This window comes from Streptomyces sp. RLA131, assembly GCF_056270125.1.
On the sequence record NZ_JBWDOQ010000002.1, the window covers coordinates 7,072,326 to 7,087,523 of the forward strand.

At 72.0% G+C, this 15,198-nt stretch carries 15 protein-coding genes and 1 pseudogene; 5 read left to right on the forward strand and 11 right to left on the reverse strand.

Annotated features, from left to right (window positions below):
* The first annotated feature begins 37 nt into the window (after nucleotides 1-37).
* Together RWE79_RS32995 and RWE79_RS33000 are read left to right on the forward strand one after the other, a co-directional pair.
* Nucleotides 38-871, forward strand: a complete 834-nt coding sequence (locus tag RWE79_RS32995) for an alpha/beta hydrolase (protein ID WP_475943740.1) — start codon at nucleotides 38-40, stop codon at nucleotides 869-871.
* Nucleotides 872-899: 28 nt separating this feature from the next.
* Nucleotides 900-1,721: an alpha/beta fold hydrolase gene (locus RWE79_RS33000; protein WP_475943741.1), complete on the forward strand. Its 822-nt coding sequence runs from the start codon at nucleotides 900-902 to the stop codon at nucleotides 1,719-1,721.
* Here RWE79_RS33000 and RWE79_RS33005 read toward each other — a convergent pair whose 3' ends face one another.
* Together RWE79_RS33005 and RWE79_RS33010 are read right to left on the reverse strand one after the other, a co-directional pair.
* The gene (locus RWE79_RS33005) at nucleotides 1,722-2,687 is read right to left on the reverse strand and encodes an NAD-dependent epimerase/dehydratase family protein (RefSeq protein ID WP_475943742.1); all 966 of its coding nucleotides are present in this window, start codon (nucleotides 2,685-2,687) and stop codon (nucleotides 1,722-1,724) included.
* Between the two features lie 160 nt (nucleotides 2,688-2,847).
* Nucleotides 2,848-3,681: a class II glutamine amidotransferase gene (locus RWE79_RS33010; RefSeq protein WP_475943743.1), complete on the reverse strand. Its 834-nt coding sequence runs from the start codon at nucleotides 3,679-3,681 to the stop codon at nucleotides 2,848-2,850.
* Between the two features lie 191 nt (nucleotides 3,682-3,872).
* Here RWE79_RS33010 and RWE79_RS33015 point away from each other — a divergent pair, with 191 nt between their 5' ends.
* On the forward strand, nucleotides 3,873-6,464 hold the full coding sequence (locus RWE79_RS33015; RefSeq protein WP_475946251.1) for a SpoIIE family protein phosphatase: 2,592 nt from the start codon (nucleotides 3,873-3,875) through the stop codon (nucleotides 6,462-6,464).
* A gap of 9 nt (nucleotides 6,465-6,473) precedes the next feature.
* On the opposite strand, the gene RWE79_RS33020 is transcribed toward RWE79_RS33015, so the two are convergent.
* The 3 genes and pseudogenes from RWE79_RS33020 to RWE79_RS33030 all read right to left on the reverse strand — a co-directional run bounded on the left by RWE79_RS33020 (nucleotide 6,474) and on the right by RWE79_RS33030 (nucleotide 8,420).
* Nucleotides 6,474-7,262 carry an SAM-dependent methyltransferase gene (locus RWE79_RS33020; protein WP_475946253.1) on the reverse strand — a complete coding sequence of 263 codons (789 nt, stop codon included), beginning with the start codon at nucleotides 7,260-7,262 and terminating at the stop codon, nucleotides 6,474-6,476.
* 90 nt (nucleotides 7,263-7,352) lie between these two features.
* A pseudogene (locus tag RWE79_RS33025) lies at nucleotides 7,353-7,559 on the reverse strand (DUF397 domain-containing protein); the annotation flags it as partial.
* The gene (locus RWE79_RS33030; RefSeq protein ID WP_475943744.1) at nucleotides 7,560-8,420 is read right to left on the reverse strand and encodes a helix-turn-helix domain-containing protein; all 861 of its coding nucleotides are present in this window, start codon (nucleotides 8,418-8,420) and stop codon (nucleotides 7,560-7,562) included.
* Between the two features lie 122 nt (nucleotides 8,421-8,542).
* Between RWE79_RS33030 and RWE79_RS33035 the strand changes: the two genes are divergently transcribed.
* Together RWE79_RS33035 and RWE79_RS33040 are read left to right on the forward strand one after the other, a co-directional pair.
* Nucleotides 8,543-9,079: an ATP-binding protein gene (locus RWE79_RS33035; RefSeq protein ID WP_475943745.1), complete on the forward strand. Its 537-nt coding sequence runs from the start codon at nucleotides 8,543-8,545 to the stop codon at nucleotides 9,077-9,079.
* Nucleotides 9,076-9,456, forward strand: a complete 381-nt coding sequence (locus tag RWE79_RS33040; RefSeq protein ID WP_475943746.1) for a hypothetical protein — start codon at nucleotides 9,076-9,078, stop codon at nucleotides 9,454-9,456. Before RWE79_RS33035 ends, RWE79_RS33040 begins: the two co-directional genes overlap by 4 nt.
* A 316-nt stretch (nucleotides 9,457-9,772) precedes the next feature.
* Here the strand turns inward: RWE79_RS33040 and RWE79_RS33045 are convergent, their stop codons facing one another.
* Genes RWE79_RS33045 through RWE79_RS33070 form a run of 6 tightly spaced genes read right to left on the reverse strand, consistent with a single transcriptional unit; the run spans nucleotide 9,773 to nucleotide 15,097 of the window.
* Nucleotides 9,773-10,993, reverse strand: a complete 1,221-nt coding sequence (locus tag RWE79_RS33045) for a cytochrome P450 family protein (protein ID WP_475943747.1) — start codon at nucleotides 10,991-10,993, stop codon at nucleotides 9,773-9,775.
* Entirely contained in the window at nucleotides 10,918-12,213 is a 1,296-nt protein-coding gene (locus tag RWE79_RS33050; protein WP_475943748.1) for a cytochrome P450, read from the reverse strand. Before RWE79_RS33050 ends, RWE79_RS33045 begins: the two co-directional genes overlap by 76 nt.
* Nucleotides 12,210-12,788, reverse strand: a complete 579-nt coding sequence (locus RWE79_RS33055) for a GTP-binding protein (protein ID WP_475943749.1) — start codon at nucleotides 12,786-12,788, stop codon at nucleotides 12,210-12,212. The genes RWE79_RS33050 and RWE79_RS33055 overlap by 4 nt, the downstream gene beginning before the upstream one ends.
* A gap of 16 nt (nucleotides 12,789-12,804) precedes the next feature.
* Nucleotides 12,805-13,161 carry a DUF742 domain-containing protein gene (locus tag RWE79_RS33060; RefSeq protein ID WP_475943750.1) on the reverse strand — a complete coding sequence of 119 codons (357 nt, stop codon included), beginning with the start codon at nucleotides 13,159-13,161 and terminating at the stop codon, nucleotides 12,805-12,807.
* Complete coding sequence (locus RWE79_RS33065) at nucleotides 13,158-13,592, reverse strand: roadblock/LC7 domain-containing protein (protein ID WP_475943751.1); 435 nt, start codon at nucleotides 13,590-13,592, stop codon at nucleotides 13,158-13,160. The genes RWE79_RS33060 and RWE79_RS33065 overlap by 4 nt, the downstream gene beginning before the upstream one ends.
* A complete protein-coding gene (locus tag RWE79_RS33070; protein ID WP_475943752.1) occupies nucleotides 13,589-15,097 on the reverse strand; it encodes a histidine kinase in 1,509 nt (502 codons plus the stop codon). The genes RWE79_RS33065 and RWE79_RS33070 overlap by 4 nt, the downstream gene beginning before the upstream one ends.
* Nucleotides 15,098-15,198: the final 101 nt, after the last annotated feature.

Genomic DNA, 15,198 nt, shown 5'->3' on the forward strand with positions numbered 1-15,198 from the left:
ATTGCGGGGGACACAGGTCCCTCAATAGCGTCGGAACATGACAGCGAATGACGCGCGGCAGATAGAGCGGGCCAACGCCACCGGACTCACCCCGGTCGTATTCGTCCACGGTCTGTGGCTGCTGCCCAGCAGTTGGGACCGCTGGGCGACCCACTTCGAGCAGGCCGGTTATGCGCCGGTGTCCTTGTCGTGGCCCGATGACCCCGAGACGGTGGCGGAGGCCAACGCCCGTCCGGAGGTCTTCGCCGGCAAGACCGTCGGGGAGGTCGCCGACCACACCGCGAAGCTGATCGGCACGCTGGAGCGCAAGCCGGCGGTGGTCGGTCACTCCTTCGGCGGCCTGATCACACAGATCATCGCCGGGCGTGGCCTGTCGGCGGCGTCGGTGGCGATCGACCCGGCGCCCTTCCGCGGCGTGCTGCCGCTGCCCGTCTCCTCGCTGCGGTCCTCCGCCCCGGTACTGGGCAACCCCGCCAACCGGCACCGTGCCGTACCGCTGACCTATGAGCAGTTCCGCTACGGCTTCGCCAACGCGGTGAGTGAGGAAGAGGCCAGGCACCTCTACGAGACCTTCGCGGTGCCCGCGCCCGGAGCGCCGCTGTTCCAGGCGGCGACCGCCAACCTCAACCCGTGGACCGAGGTCAGGGTCGACACCGGGAACCCCGACCGCGGCCCGCTGCTGCTCATCTCCGGGGAGAAGGACCACACGGTCCCCTGGGCCATCACCAACGCCTCCTACAAGAAACAGTCGCACAACCCGGGCGTCACCGAGATCACCGAGATCGCGGGACGTGGTCACGCGCTGACCATCGACAGCGGTTGGAAGGAAGTCGCCGACACGGCGCTGTCCTTCGTCCGCCGCTTCGTCTGACCCCGGAAGCACCCTCGAAAGGAACACTGTGAGCACCTTCACCACCTCCGACGGCACCGAGATCTTCTACAAGGATCTGGGCGTGGGACAGCCCGTGGTCTTCAGCCACGGCTGGCCGCTCAACTCCGATGCCTGGGAAGGCCAGATACGGCTCGTCGCGGAGAACGGCTTCCGCGCCATCGCCCACGACCGCCGTGGACACGGCCGCTCCGCCCAGTCCTGGCAGGGCAACGACATGGACACCTACGCCGACGACCTCGGCGAGCTCATCGAGTCCCTCGACCTGAACGACGTGATCCTGGTCGGCCACTCCACCGGTGGTGGTGAGGTCGCCCGCTACATCGGCCGGCACGGCACCGCCCGGGTGGCCAAGGCCGTCCTGCTGGGCGCCGTACCGCCCCAGATGCTCAAGACCGAGGCGAACCCGGAGGGACTGCCGATCGAGGTCTTCGACGGTATCCGCGCCGGTGTCGAGAACGACCGCTCGCAGTTCTACGCCGACCTCAGCGAGGCCTTCTACGGTGCCAACCGGCCCGGGTCGGCCGTCTCGCAGGGCAAGCGCGACGAGTTCTGGCTGCAGAGCATGCAGGCCGGACTGAAGGCGGCGTACGACTGCATCAAGCAGTTCTCGGAGACGGACTTCACCGAGGACCTCAAGCGCATCGACGTCCCCACCCTCATCGCGCACGGCGACGACGACCAGATCGTGCCCGTCGCGGACGCCGCCCTGAAGTCGGCGGAGCTGGTCAAGGACGCCACGCTCAAGGTCTACCCCGGCGCTCCGCACGGTCTGACCGGCGAGTTCGAGAAGGCGTTCAACGCCGACCTGCTCGCCTTCATCAAGAGCTGATCACCGGGGCGCCGTCGCGGTCGCGGCGGCACCCGCTATGCGCGGGGCGGCCGGCTGCCGGAGCAGCCGCGCCGTCTCGCGCAGCGCGTCGTCGAACGGTTCGGCCCGCAGGCCGAAGGTGCGCGTGGCGGCGCTGGAGTCCATGACGAACGGACGGTCGAACTGGTAGCGGGTGGTGCGCAGTTCACGCAGCATCATCGAGAACAGTCCGGTGGTCCACAGCACCGGGTACGGAATCTCCGTCAGCTTCGGCGCATCGGCTCCGGTGACCTCGGTGAACCGGACGGCGAGTTCACGGACGGTCAGGGGAGCGCCGGTCGGCACATGCCAGGCCCTGCCCCAGGCCCGCTCGTCCCCGGCGGCTGTCACCAGCATCGCCGCCACGTCGTTGAGCGAGGTCCAGCTGTGCGGCTGGTCCAGGGGCGCGGGGCAGTAGGCCCGGCGGCCGGCGAGCAGGGGCTCGCCGAGCGAGAAGGTGAGAATCGAGCGTGCCTGGAGGTAGTCGCCGGCGCGGACCTCGGTGGCCCGGATCCGGTCGGCCTGGTGGGCCGCGAGAGCGTCCCGCCACATGTCCGCCCGCACCCGCAGCTTGGGGTGGGTGGCCGCGAGCGGTGTCTCCTCGGTCATCGGCCCGTCCACCGGACCGTATCCGTACAGGCAGCTCAGGGTGACCAGGGTCGCTCCGCTCCGCTCGGCCGCGCTCAGCAGGGCGGAGGCGAGCGGCGGCCAGTCCGTCATCCAGCGGTCGTACTCGGGGTTGGCGCAGTTGTAGAGAGCGGTGGCGCCCTCGGCCAGCGCTCCGAGGCGTTCGGAATCGGTGGCGTCCGCGGCGATCCGCTCGATCGCCGGGTGCTCGGGGCCGCTGCCGGAGCGGGTCACGAGCCGGACGTGCTCGCCGCGCGAGGCCAGGAGCCGTGCGGTGGCCGAGCCCGCGGCGCCACTGCCGACGATGACATGCAGAGACATAGGAGTTCCCCTCGACTGGAGAGCGGCGCTCTCGCTTGTGCTCCATGGTCACACTTGCGTCGGCTCTCCGTCAAGAGCAGTGCTCTCGAACGTGTGCGTCGCTCGAAGATTTGGAGGTGAGGCCCCGGCCCGGGAGGAGAACCGGCAGGCGCCCCGGCGGCTACGCCGGCAGCGGGTCGAAGCGCTGCAGTTCGTACGCGCCGGGCTGCACGACGCCGTAGCTGCTCTCCGGAAGTTCGTTCCAGGCCCCCGGCAGGTCGCCGAGCGGCTCGGACACCACGAGCCGGGTCTCGTCGGAGACATGCTGCAGGAATGCCATCTCGGGGTGCAGCGCCCGCAGGGTCTCCACCTCGCTGCTGTAGAACAGCGAACGCGACTTCCCCTGGCTGGAGTAGCGGAAGGCCCATGTGCGCACGCCGTCGGTCACCGCGATCGTCATCTGGAGAGGGAACTCCACCCCGTGGTCCCGGCCCAGACGCTCCACCAGGCCGGCCATCCGGGCGACGGCGGTCGGGGCGTCCTGGTCCAGCCCGAAGGTGAGGGCCAGGAAGAACATCACCTCGGAGTCGGTCGACCCCTCCATCGAGGAGAACAACGCCGGGTCGATGGCCACGCACATGTCCCGCCGGAGCCGGTGGAAATCGGTGATGGCGCCGTTGTGCATCCACATCCAGCGGCCGTGGCGGAAGGGGTGACAGTTGGTCTGCTGCACGGCGGTACCGGTCGAGGCGCGCACATGGGCGAAGAACAGCGGCGAGCGGACATGGTCGGCGATCTCGCGCAGATTGCGGTTGTTCCACGCCGGACCGGTGTCCCGGACGATCGCCGGGTTCTGGGAGTCCGGCGAGTACCAGCCGACGCCGAAACCGTCACCGTTGGTGGTCTCGACCCCGAGCCGGGAGTGCAGACTCTGGTCGATCAGCGAGTGCGCGGGCTTGTACAGGATGTCGTCGAGGAGCACGGGCGTTCCTGAGTAGGCGAGCCACCGGCACATGAGAACAACCCCTTTCGGGATCCGACAGCGCCACACGCCTCGCCTCGACCGGGCGGGGCCGCCGTACCAACGAGACTAGGGCAGCCGTTGAGGTCGCGCCGTTCCGCGCACACCCGGAACATTCCGCCCACCTCTCCTGACGCCCGCAGCTGTGACATTCTGAAGATGTGAGCGCCTTGCCATTCCCGGGCATGCCCAACGACGGCGGCGCCGGGGTCGGGTTCCCGAGGCCGGGGGAAGGCGCGGCCGGGGCACTTCAGGCCCCGGCCTTCGCCGGCGCGCTGGTGGCTGCCGTCTATGTGCCGGACGACGCGGCGGGCGACGAGGCGGGCGGCCTGAGTCTGCGGCTGGTGGAGACGGCCGGAGGCAGGGCGGCACGGTACGGACTGCCAGAGAGCTATCCCCTGTCCGGCCGTTCCCCCGCCGCCGAGGCCTTCTGCGCCGGCCGGCCCCTGTGGCTGGACGCGGCCGAACTGGCCTCCTACGGCGGCAACCACGCAACCGCCCCGGAGCCGGATCCGGGGACCACCCCCGAGGCGCCGGCTGCCCCCCTGTCCCTCGGGGTGCTGCCCCTCGGGTCGGACGGCGGCCGACTGGGCTGCCTGGTCGTCGTGGGGGGTACCGGGGACGGCTTCGAGGCCGAGCAGCGCAGCTTTCTGGAGCTGTACGCGGCCCAGGTCGCCACCCGGCTCCTGGCGGACCGGCCCACCCCCGCACCGGCACTGCCGCCCCCGCCCGTGGCCGTCCCCGAACCGGAAACCGGGTCCGCGCCGCCGCCGGCCCTGGGGGGCCTGCGGGCCGGCTCCTTCACCCTGGTACTGGGTACGGGCCGGATCGACGTGGACGCGACGGTACTGGATCTCGTCGGTATCGCCCCCGAGGACTTCGACGGCAGGGTCGAGACCCTGCTCGCGCGCGCAGTCCCGGACGATCTGCCCGCGCTGATGTCCATCGTCGAGCCCGCCCAGGCCGCTTCTGGCAGCCGCGAGCTGGAATTCCGGGTCCTGCCCAGGCGCCCGGCCGGTGCCGGCGCACCCGGACCCGTCCATGGAGCCGGCCTGGGCGAGCCGCGCTGGCTGCGGATGAACTGCCAGGTACTGGCCGACGCCACCGGCCGGCCCGAACGGGTGCTCGGAGTGGTCGCCGACGCCTCGTACCCGGCACCGCGCGGCGACGAGGTGTCCCGGGTGCAGCGACTGTCCGCCGCGCTCGCCGACGCGCTGACCGTCCGGGACGTCAGCGAGGTGGTGGTAGCCGCGCTGCGCGAGCCGTTGGCGGCCGACCGGGTGGCGCTGGCCGAGGTGGAGGCCGACAGGCTGGTGGTCACCGTCCTGGACCCACCGCGGCCCGGCTTCTGGCCGGAGATCTGGCGCTCGGAATGGCGTTCCGAATGGCCCGACGCCCCGATCCGGGCCCTGCCCACCCTGGAGGCCGCACTGCGCGACGGGCGCACCTGCCTGCTGGCGGCCGGCACTCCGCTGGAGCCCGGCCTCGCGGGCGTCGGGCCCGGCGCCCTGGCCGTGCTGCCACTGCCCGCGCAGGGCCGGGTCGCCGGGGTGTGCCTGGTCGGCTGGGACCGCCCGCACGAGTTCGGCCCCGAGGAACGCTCCCTGCTCACCGCGACGGCGGGCCTGGTCGGCCAGGCGCTGATGCGCGCGCACGCCCATGACGCCGAGCAGGAACTCGCCACGATGCTTCAGCGCAGTCTGCTGCCCCGCAGGCTCCCGGAGCTGCCCGGCGGGCTGGCCGTCGCCCGCTATCTGCCCGCGATGCGCGGGCTTCAGGTGGGTGGCGACTGGTACGACGTCATCGCGCTCGGCCAGGGGCGGGTCGGGCTGGTCATCGGTGACGTCCAGGGGCACAGCGCCGGAGCGGCCTCGATCATGGGCCAGATGCGCACCGCCATCCGGGCCTACGCCGTCGAGGGCCACCCGCCCGACGTGGTCGTCTCCCACGCCAACCGGCTGCTCGTCGGCATGGAGACCGACCTGTTCGCCACCTGCGTCTATGTCGAGCTCGACATGGAGGAGGGCAACGCCTGGTTCGTGCGCGCCGGGCATCTGCCGCCGCTGCTGCGCCGCCCGGACGGCAGCACCGAGGAGGTCACCGTCGAGGGCGGGCTCCCGCTGGGGGTGCTCGCGGACGCCGAGTTCCCGATGACCGCGCTCGGACTGAGCCCCGGCACGGTCCTGGTCCTGCTGACGGACGGTCTGGTCGAGTCCGCGAGCCTGCCCCTGGAGGAGGGGCTGCGCCGCATGTGCGTGACGCTGGCCGCCGCCGACCCGACGGACCCAGGACAGATGGCCGACGAGCTGCTCGGCGACGACGGCCGGCGCGACGACGACGTAGCACTGCTGCTGATGCGCTACGACGGCATGAAGGTACGGCCGATACGGATCGGCTGGTCGGTGTGGCGGCTGCCCGACGCCGTCATGCACGCGCGCCGCTTCACCGCGCGGACCCTGCGCTCGTGGGATCTCACGTCGGAGGCCGACGCGGTGCTGCTGGTCGTCTCCGAACTGGTCACCAACGCCCTGGTGCACACCCATGGCGAGGTCCGCCTCGACCTCATCCTCGCCGCGGACCGCCTGCGCGTCGCGGTGACCGACTCCTCGCCCCGGGCGCCGGCCAAACCGGTGATCGTGGACTGGGAGTCCACCGGCGGCCGGGGCATCCTCCTGGTCGAGGCGATGTCGGCGTCCTGGGGCTCGGTGCCGGTCAGCGGGGGCAAGCAGGTGTGGAGCGAGATCGTCGTGCCGCCCCGCGAACCCCCGCCGGACTAGGCCCGGACGTTACGGCTTGCGCGCGACGCCCACGTACATCGGGACGGGCAGCGGGCCACCGGCGACGGCATCCGGACCGGGGCGCCAGCGAGGGGCCAGCACCACGCCGGGGTCGAGGAGTTCGAGACCGTCGAAGAAGCGGAGCACCTCGGCGTGGGTGCGCGGGTAGAGCCCGGTACCGCCCTTGCGGTAGGAGTCGGCGACCCTGGCCATGGCATCGGGGGAGACGTCCGGGGTCAGCTGGGACAGCACGAGGAAGCTGCCGGGCGCGAGCACGTCCAGGTAGCTGCGCACCAGGCCGTACGCGTTGTCCTCGTCCTCGGACACGAAGTGCATCAGCGCGACCATGGACAGGGCCACGGGCTTGCCGAAGTCCAGCACCTTCTGCGCGGGGGCCAGGATCTGCTCGGGGTCCCTGACATCGGCCTGCAGGTAGTCCGTCGAGCCTTCCGGCGTGCTGCGCAGCAGGGCCTCGGCGTGGCGCAGCACGATCGGGTCGTTGTCGGCGTAGACAACGCGTGCCGCGGGCGCGACCTCCTGGGCGATCTGGTGCAGGTTGGGCTCGGTGGGGATCCCGGTGCCGATGTCGAGGAACTGACGGATGCCCTGCTCGGCGAGCATGCGCGTCGCGCGGTGCATGAAGCGCCGGTTGGCCTTCGCCCCGACCTTGACGACCGGGTCGAGGGAGAGGATCCGGTTGCCCAGCTCCTCGTCGACCGGATAGTTGTCCTTGCCGCCCAGGAACCAGTCGTAGACGCGTGCGGGGTGTGGCTTGCTGGTGTCTATACGGTCGTTCATACGGCGCTCCGTTGCGTGTGGCGGCTGGCTGACGTTCTTCGGCTTGCGCCAGGAGAGCAGGAAGTCGGCCTCACCGGCCTTCGCTCCCTGGACGAACGCGCTGAACTCGCTGGAGGTGCAGATCAGGGCGGGCCCGTCGGGGTCGGTGGACTGGCGCAGCGCGATCCGGCCGTCACCCAGGCGCATGGCCTCGATGCAGTTGCCGCCGTTGCCGCCGCTCCACGGCTTGTGCCACCCCTCGGTGCCGAGGTCGGCGGCGCGCATGCCGTTGCGTATGCCACCGGGTACGCGGTCCATTCAGAACTCCTTGCGGAAATCACGCAGGATCTCCTTGGTGCGTGGGACTGTGGCGGCTTGCGCCACCATGTGGTCCATGGCCTCCAGATGGGCCGCGACCTCGGCCCGCTCGTCGAGGTACACGGCGCCGGTCAGGTACTCGACGTAGACCATGTCCGGCAGTTCCGGGACGGCGAAGCGGAAGAGGACGAACGGCCCGTACGTGCCGGGGTGGTGCCCGGAGGCGAACTCGGCGATCTGCACCGTGACGTTGGGCATCTGCGCGGCGCCGAGCAGACGGTCGGCCTGGCCGCGCATGACGGCCGCGTCGCCGACGGTCCTGCGCAGTACGGTCTCGTCCAGCACCACCCACAGGCGCGGCGCGCCGGGGCGGGTCAGCAAAACCTGACGCTCCATGCGCAGCGCGACATGCCGCTCGATCTCCTCGGCCGACGACTGCCCGAGGGAGCCGTTGCGCAGGATGGACCGGGCGTAGTCCTCGGTCTGGAGCAGGCCGGGGACGAAGTGGGGCTCGTAGGAGCGGATCAGACTGGCCGACCCCTCCAGGCTGACGTGCACGCTGAACCAGTCGGGCAGGATGTCGTGGAAACGCTGCCACCAGCCGGGCCGGTTGGCCTCCTCGGCGAGGGTGACGAAGGCGTCCGCCTCGGCCTCGGGGATGCCGTACGCCTTCAGCAGCAGCTGGACGTAGGGGATCTTCAGCGCGACTTCGGCGGTCTCCATCCGGCGGATGGTCGCGGGGGCCACGCGCAGGACGGCCGCGGCCTCCTCGCGCCGGTGTCCCGCTTTCTCGCGCAGGGTCTGAAGACGTCTGCCCAGGACGACCTGACCGACTGTCGGGGCGGGCCGCGGTCCACTCACGTCTGCCTCCCCCCGAGCGCTGGTCGGAGCAGTCTGACACGCACGGACCGGGCGGCGGGGTCACTCTGCAGATTTCAGAGTGACCCTTGCCAAGTGCTCGTGGCGACCCCCATAGTGGCGCCGTGACCGCACCCGGTAACGCGTTGACAACCTGGCCGTCAGGGCCCGGAGTCGGCCAGGCCCTGGGCCCTGATCCCGGCACCCCGGACGGCCGCCGGTGCGTCTTCGCGCGACCGGCGCGAGCGGAGTCCGTCGCGTACGCCCGGAGCCGGGCGAGGGCGCGACTGGCCCGCTGGAACCTCGATGCGGGCACCCGCGAAACCGCCGTCCTGGTGCTCCCCGAACTCGCCACCGACGCCATCCCGCATGCGGGGGGCGAAACGATCCTGTGCGAGCTCGTGGACCAGGGGCTGCGGCTCTGTGTCGCGGTGCACGACCAAGGGGTTGGCCCGAACAGCCCTCGGGCCAACCCCGACCCCGACCCCGGCCCCAACCCCGAACCCGAACCCGGCCTCGCCGGCAGCGGACGGGGACTCCTGGTGGTCCGGGCCCTCGGCGGCTCCTGGGGCGTCCGGGACGCCCGGCCCGCTTCCGGCCGCGTGGTCTGGGCCGAACTGCCCTACGGCGTGGCCGGACCGGCCGCCCGCGGGCGGGCATGATCCCGGCTTCGGCCGTCAGGCTCGGCCGCCTGCGCCGCCCCCGCTCCGGCGGGCGGCTCCTCCTCCCGGACGACCTCCCGGCCACCCTCGGCTGCGACGCGGTCGGCCTGCCCAGCCATTACGGCAGCCAGGTGATGGGCCGGCTGCCCGGCGTCGGCTGCGTCTTCGCCACCTCCGACCGGCGCTGGCTGTGGTGGATCGTCCCGGCCGGCTCCGACGACCGGCTCACCTGGCCCTCGCCGGCCCGCTACGCCGTGGGCGCCCACATCACCGGCACCGCCGGGCTGATCCACCGCCCCGACCGGCCCTGGCCGTACACCCCGCCGATCCCGCTCTATGTGACGGTCTGCCATATCGCGGGTGTGCCGCCCGTCTGAGCGGAAGCGCGTACGGTGCCCGGGCCGTGGCCACCCCGTCGAGCCCTCCGGCCCTGGCCTGCGCGACCAGCGAGGAGAACTGGTCCGGGCTCATCTGCCCGGGGTCCACGAACAGCTGGGCGCAGCCGCGGTTGCACTCGCCGCAGAACGTCGCCACCGGCTCCGGCCCGTTGATGTCGCTCATGGTCACCCTCCACGCGATGGGGGCGGTCACAGGACGACCGCCCGGACCGTCCGGGAGTTACCCGTACGGTCCGGGCGGGAACCGCGTCCTCAGCCGCCGGCGGGGTGCTCGGCGGGACCGCCTGCCGCAGGGTTATCCGGCGTCCGTGAGGCGGACGGGCAGGGTGCGCCAGCCCTGGGAGATGAAGCCCTCGACGGGCCTCGGCTCCTGCCCGGGCGCGGGCTGGAGCCCGGGGAAGCGGGCGAAGAGCGCGGGCAGCGCGATGGCGGCCTCCAGGCGGGCCAGCGGCGCGCCGATGCAGAAGTGGACGCCGTGGCCGAAGGCCAGGTGTTCGGCGCCCGCGCGGCGGGCGTCGAACTCACCGGCGGTCGGGCCGTGCCGCTCGGGGTCGCGGTTGGCGCCGAAGTAGGAGGCCAGGATGGCGTCGCCCTTGGCGATGGTGATGCCGCCGGGCAGGTCGATGGCGTCGACGGCGAAGCGCAGCGGCAGGTTGGCGATGGAGGGCGCCCAGCGCAGGGTCTCCTCGATGACGTCGTTCCAGGAGATGGTCCCGTCCAGGACGCCGGCGCGCTGTTCGGGGTGGGTGAGCAGCGCGTGGACGGCGTTGCCGATGAGGTTGACCGTCGTCTCGTGTCCGGCGCCGATGACCAGCAGCAGGGTGTCGATGAGTTCGGCCTCGCTGAGGCCGCTGCCGCCGTCCTCGTCGCGGGCGGCGATGAGCGCGCTGGTCATGTCGTCGCCCGGCGTCGCGCGCTTGAGGGCGACGAGTTCGGCGAGCAGTGCGTGGACCTCCTGGTAGGTGGCCATGGCCTGCTCGGGGGTGGCCGTGGTGTCCATGATGGCCTCGATGAGGCGCGCGGTGTCGGCCTGTTGGTGCTCGGGCAGGCCGAACAGCTCGCAGATCACCCGCATGGGCAGCGGATGGGCGTACGCGCCGCGCAGTTCGGCCTCGGGGCCGCCGGCCGCCAGGGCGTCGAGCAGTCCGGCGGTGATCTGCTCGATGCGCGGGGCCAGGGCGTCGGTGCGGCGTTTGGTGAAGGCGGGGGCGACGAGCTTGCGCAGGCGGCGGTGGTCGTCGCCGTACGCGCTGAGCATGTTGGTGACGCCGATCCAGTTGGCGACCCAGGTCTGCTGGTACTCCCCGTTGATCCAGGCGGGCCAGTGCAGGCGCGGGTCCTTGGATACCCGGTCGTCGGTCAGCAGCTGCTTGAGGAGCGCGCTGCCGGTGACGGACCAGGCGCGGATGCCGCCGGGGAGCTCGACGAGAGCCGCGGGCCCTAACCCGCGGAGTACGGCGGCCTCTCCGGCGAGGTCGGCACCTGCGGGGTCGAGGAGGACGGGCTGGTGTTCCAAGGGGTGGCTCCTGCCTGGTCGGGGGTGATCGGGGTGAAGCGGGCCGGGAGGTGGGCGAGGGCGCGGTGGAAGGGACCGGGGCGCCACACGAGTTCGTCACGGGGGACGGTCAGTTCGAGGTCGGACAGCCAGCTGGTGAGCCGCTCGACGGCGGTGACTGCGATCAGCACCGCCGGGTTCCTCACCGGGCAGGCGTGCGGACCGGCCGACCAGGCCAGATGCGCGCCGCCGTCGGTGCGCGGGCCGGGCGCCAGGCCGTCGGGCGCGGTGTTGGCGGCCGCGTACGAGACCATGACCAGCTCGTGCGCGCGGATCCAGGTGCCGTGGAAGCGCACGTCGTGACGCGGGAAGTGCACCGAGTAGTTGGCGAGCGGAGGCTCGTTGCGCAGCACGTCCTCGATGGCGTCGAAAGCGGTCAGGGCGCCGCCGGTGAGGGTGTGGTAGTACCGCGGGTCGGAGAGCATCCGGGACAGCGCGTTGGAGACGAGGTTGGCGGTCGGCTCGTTGCCCGCACCGAGGGTCAGGAAGACCTGGTGGAGCACCTCCTCGGGGGTGAGCCCCGCCGGGTGGTCCAGGAACCAGGAGGTGAGGTCGTCGCCGCGCCGCCGCTCCTTGAGGGCCACCAGGTCGGAGACATAGCCGAAGAACTCGGCGCCGCCCTCGGTGGCCTCCTCGGGACTCCGGGCCTCCATCATCCTGGACAGGGCGCCCACCAGCCGGGCGCCGTTCTCGTCGGGCAGTCCGAACAGGGCGTTGAAGAGCAGCAGCGGCAGCGGACGGGTGAACTCGGTGACCAGGTCGACGTCTCCGCGCTCGGCGAAGCGGACGATGAGGGAGTCGGCGACGGCGGCGACCCGGGCCCGCAGCAGATGGGGTTCGATGCGGCTGAAGCCGTCGGTGATGACCTGGCGGTAACGCCGGTGCGTGTCACCGTCGTTGAACAGTACGTTGGGCCGCCACTGCATCATCGGCAGGACCGGGCTGTCCGCCGGGAGGGTCTCCTGCCAGACCCGCGGGTCGTGCGACCAGGTGCCCGGGTCGCGCAGCAGGTCCAGGGCGGCGCGGTAGTCGGTGACCAGGTGCGCGGGCACCCCGGGGGATATCTCGACCGGCGCGACCGGGCCGAACCGGCGCAGCCGCGCGTAGACCGTGTGCGGATCGGCGGCGAAGTCCGGCCCGTACAGGGGCACGGGGCCGGTGGAGGGGGGAACGGTGGTCACGGGGCGGCTTCCAGGGAGGTCTCGGCGATCAGGTGGGAGACGAGCGCGATGAGGGCGTCGAGGGCGGAGCCGGGGTCGCGGGCGTCACACAGCACCAGCGGGGTGCTCTCGTCGAGGTCGAGGTGGTCGCGCAGCACCTCGGGGGAGTGCACCGGGGCGTCGGGGAAGGTGTTGACGGCCACGGCGTAGCTCAGACCGGCCTCCTCGATCAGGTCGATGACCCCGAAGGACTCGGCCAGCCGCCGGGTGTCGGCCAGCACCAGGGCGCCCAGCGCGCCACGGGCGATGTCCTCCCACAGTGGTTTGAAGCGGCGCTGGCCCGGTGTCCCGTACAGGTAGAGGACGAGATCGCCGGGCAGGGTGCGGCGCCCGAAGTCGATGGCGACGGTGGTGGTCGTCTTGTCGCGTACTCCGGCGAGGTCGTCGACGAGCGCGCCCGCCTCGGTCATCACCTCCTCGGTGTGCAGCGGACGGATCTCGGACAGCGAGCGGATCAGGGTCGTCTTGCCGACGCCGAACGGCCCGGCGACCACGACCTTCACCAGGAGCTGGTCCGGTCCACCGGTCAGGTACATGTCGCTGTCGGACGGCTTATCGAATGGCGCGTAGCCCACTGAGAAGCCTCTCTAGGATCTGCCGGTCGTGCTTCTGGGCCGCCGGGACGGGAGCGCGGGCGATCAGGTGTCCGGCGTCGACGAGGTCGGACACCACCACCTTGGTGACACTGACGGGCAGCCCCAGATACGCGGCCGCCTCGCTGAGCGACAGGGCGCCGCCCGCCAGGAGTTCCAGCAGGCGCCGCTGCGGCGGGTCCAGTGCCTCGGGGATACCGGTGGCCGCCGCGTTGATGAGGGTGAGCGGGTCCAGCGTGTTGCGGCTGGGACGGGCCCGGCCCTCGGTGGCCAGGTAGGACGGTACGAGCCTCCGGCCCCCGCGGCCCGCGGTCATGAGCCCGAGGCGGTGCCGTTGTCCCGGGGTGCTGTGCTCATGACCTTCCGGCCCAGGGTGTTGACCTGGATCTGCATGTGGTGGGTGACCACGCCCATGTCCACGCTGTGCGCGGCGAAGACCGCCAGCACGGTGTTGGGGCCGGCCGGGACCGCGAAGACGAAGCCGTTGCTGGTCTCCACCACGACCTGCCGTACCTGGGTCTCCAGATCCCCCGACAGGGCCGCACCCATCGTCCGGGCCGCTCCCTGCAGGGCCGACATCATCGCCGCGGCGCCCTCGCCCGCCTCCCGGCTCAGCTCCGGCGACGCGCCCCGGACCATTCCGTCGGTGGACAGCACGAGCCCGTGGCGCACCCCCGGAAGCACGAGCAGGGGTTCCAGGACCCAGGACATGTCCTGCCGGATGGAGGTGTTCTTGGCGGCGGTCATGCGCGTTCCCCTTCGCGGGACTCGGTCGGTACGTCGTGCGCGGCATCCCGCGGTGTCTCCCGTGCCGCTTCCTGTCCTGGCTCCCGCCCGGCCTCCTGCGCGGGTTCGCGCTCCGCCTCGCGTCCCGTCTCGCGCACGGTCTCCCGAACGGCGGCGCGTCCGGAGGCGGTGCCTGCCTGGAAGGAGGCCCAGGTCGCGCCGGTCTGCTCCGGGCTACGGGAGTGCTCCTCCCGGGTGTCCTCGGCGGCCGGTGCCGCGTCCTGCGCAGTGGTGGGTACGGGGCGGCGCCTGCGGCGGCGCGGCAGTTCCTCGGACCCGGATACGGGAACGGGCCCGGGTGCGGACCCGGCGGCGGAAGCGACCGGGGCGGGGGCCGGAGCCGGGGCCCGGGTCGCTGTGGTGCGCAGCGGCGGCAGCGGGGCGCTCACCGACATCGGCTGTTCCTGCTCGTCCATGACGGTCAGCAGATGGCCGGGAATGAACACCACCGCCCGCACCCCGCCGTAGGGTGCCGGCTTGTCCACGGAGACCGCGAAGCCGTACTGCTGGATGAGCCGGCCGATGACGGCGAACCCGGTACGCGGCGGGTCGCCGAGTTCGGTGAGCCGCACCGGGAGCCGGCCGGACATCATGGCGGTCGCGTACTCGATCTCGTCGGCGTGCATTCCGACCCCGGCGTCGTCGATGACCACGCAGGCGCCCGAACTGGTCTGGTGCAGGCTGACGTCGACGGCCAGCGTGCCATGGGTGTGGTGCACCGCGTTGGCCAGCAGTTCCGTGACGGTGACGGCGATCGGCTCCACGGCGCGCGAGACGACGCCCACCGGGTCGGCGAGCTGGCTGTTGACCTGGATTCGCTGGAAGCCCCGTACACGGGACTTCGCCCCGACGACGATGTCGCCCAGGTGCGAGTCCGCCCGGCTGAGCCCGGGCCAGGCCCCGCACAGCACACCGGTGGCCTGGATGCGCCGCAGGTTCTGCTCGTTGAGCTGGTCGAGGGCGAGCAGGTCCTCGGCCAGACGCGGGTCGTCGTACCGCTCCTGCATCTCGACGATGCCGGACTGGAGCCGGTAGCTCATGGCCTGCATGACGGTCGTGGCGCCGCGCATCGTCGCCTGCGCGGCCTCGTCCACCCGCAGCCGTTCCGCCTCGACGGCCCGGACCAGCAACTGCAGCGCCGCGGCGTGGTCCTGCCCCACCTCGGTCTCCTCGAACCCGGTGTGCAGGGGTCCAGGAACCGGAAGGTGACGGTGGGTCAGGTGGTCGGCCATGGCCGGCAGCCGGACGGTGGCCAGGTGCCGGCTCTCCTCCGCCAGCGCCTGCGCGTGCGCGGCGAACGCCCGTTTCTCCTGCGCCAGGGCGTCCCGTTCGGCGCCGGCCAGATCCTCGTTCCTGCGCAAGGAGGCCATTCGCCGCCGTGAGTGGACCAGGAGCGGCGCGGTCACCGCGCCGACCGCTGTACCGACCGCCAGGCACCAGCTCAGGGCCTCCGGTATCTGTGTCATCGCTTCCTCGTTCAGCCGGGTGGGCGTTGTCGGCTCGCCCCACGACGCCGGTTGTCCGTCGAGGGACAGCACGGAACATTAGCGCTCGATCTTGGCACTAA

What these genes read in the sequence shown, in the direction of transcription:
- RWE79_RS33015 (WP_475946251.1), top strand. Translation starts at nt 3,873, where the DNA reads ATGCCCAACGACGGCGGCGCCGGGGTCGGGTTCCCGAGGCCGGGGGAA.
- RWE79_RS33055 (WP_475943749.1), bottom strand. Translation starts at nt 12,788, where the DNA reads ATGTACCTGACCGGTGGACCGGACCAGCTCCTGGTGAAGGTCGTGGTC.
- RWE79_RS32995 (WP_475943740.1), top strand. Translation starts at nt 38, where the DNA reads ATGACAGCGAATGACGCGCGGCAGATAGAGCGGGCCAACGCCACCGGA.
- RWE79_RS33005 (WP_475943742.1), bottom strand. Translation starts at nt 2,687, where the DNA reads ATGTCTCTGCATGTCATCGTCGGCAGTGGCGCCGCGGGCTCGGCCACC.
- RWE79_RS33020 (WP_475946253.1), bottom strand. Translation starts at nt 7,262, where the DNA reads ATGAACGACCGTATAGACACCAGCAAGCCACACCCCGCACGCGTCTAC.
- RWE79_RS33040 (WP_475943746.1), top strand. Translation starts at nt 9,076, where the DNA reads ATGATCCCGGCTTCGGCCGTCAGGCTCGGCCGCCTGCGCCGCCCCCGC.
- RWE79_RS33010 (WP_475943743.1), bottom strand. Translation starts at nt 3,681, where the DNA reads ATGTGCCGGTGGCTCGCCTACTCAGGAACGCCCGTGCTCCTCGACGAC.
- RWE79_RS33065 (WP_475943751.1), bottom strand. Translation starts at nt 13,592, where the DNA reads ATGACCGCCGCCAAGAACACCTCCATCCGGCAGGACATGTCCTGGGTC.
- RWE79_RS33060 (WP_475943750.1), bottom strand. Translation starts at nt 13,161, where the DNA reads ATGACCGCGGGCCGCGGGGGCCGGAGGCTCGTACCGTCCTACCTGGCC.
- RWE79_RS33070 (WP_475943752.1), bottom strand. Translation starts at nt 15,097, where the DNA reads ATGACACAGATACCGGAGGCCCTGAGCTGGTGCCTGGCGGTCGGTACA.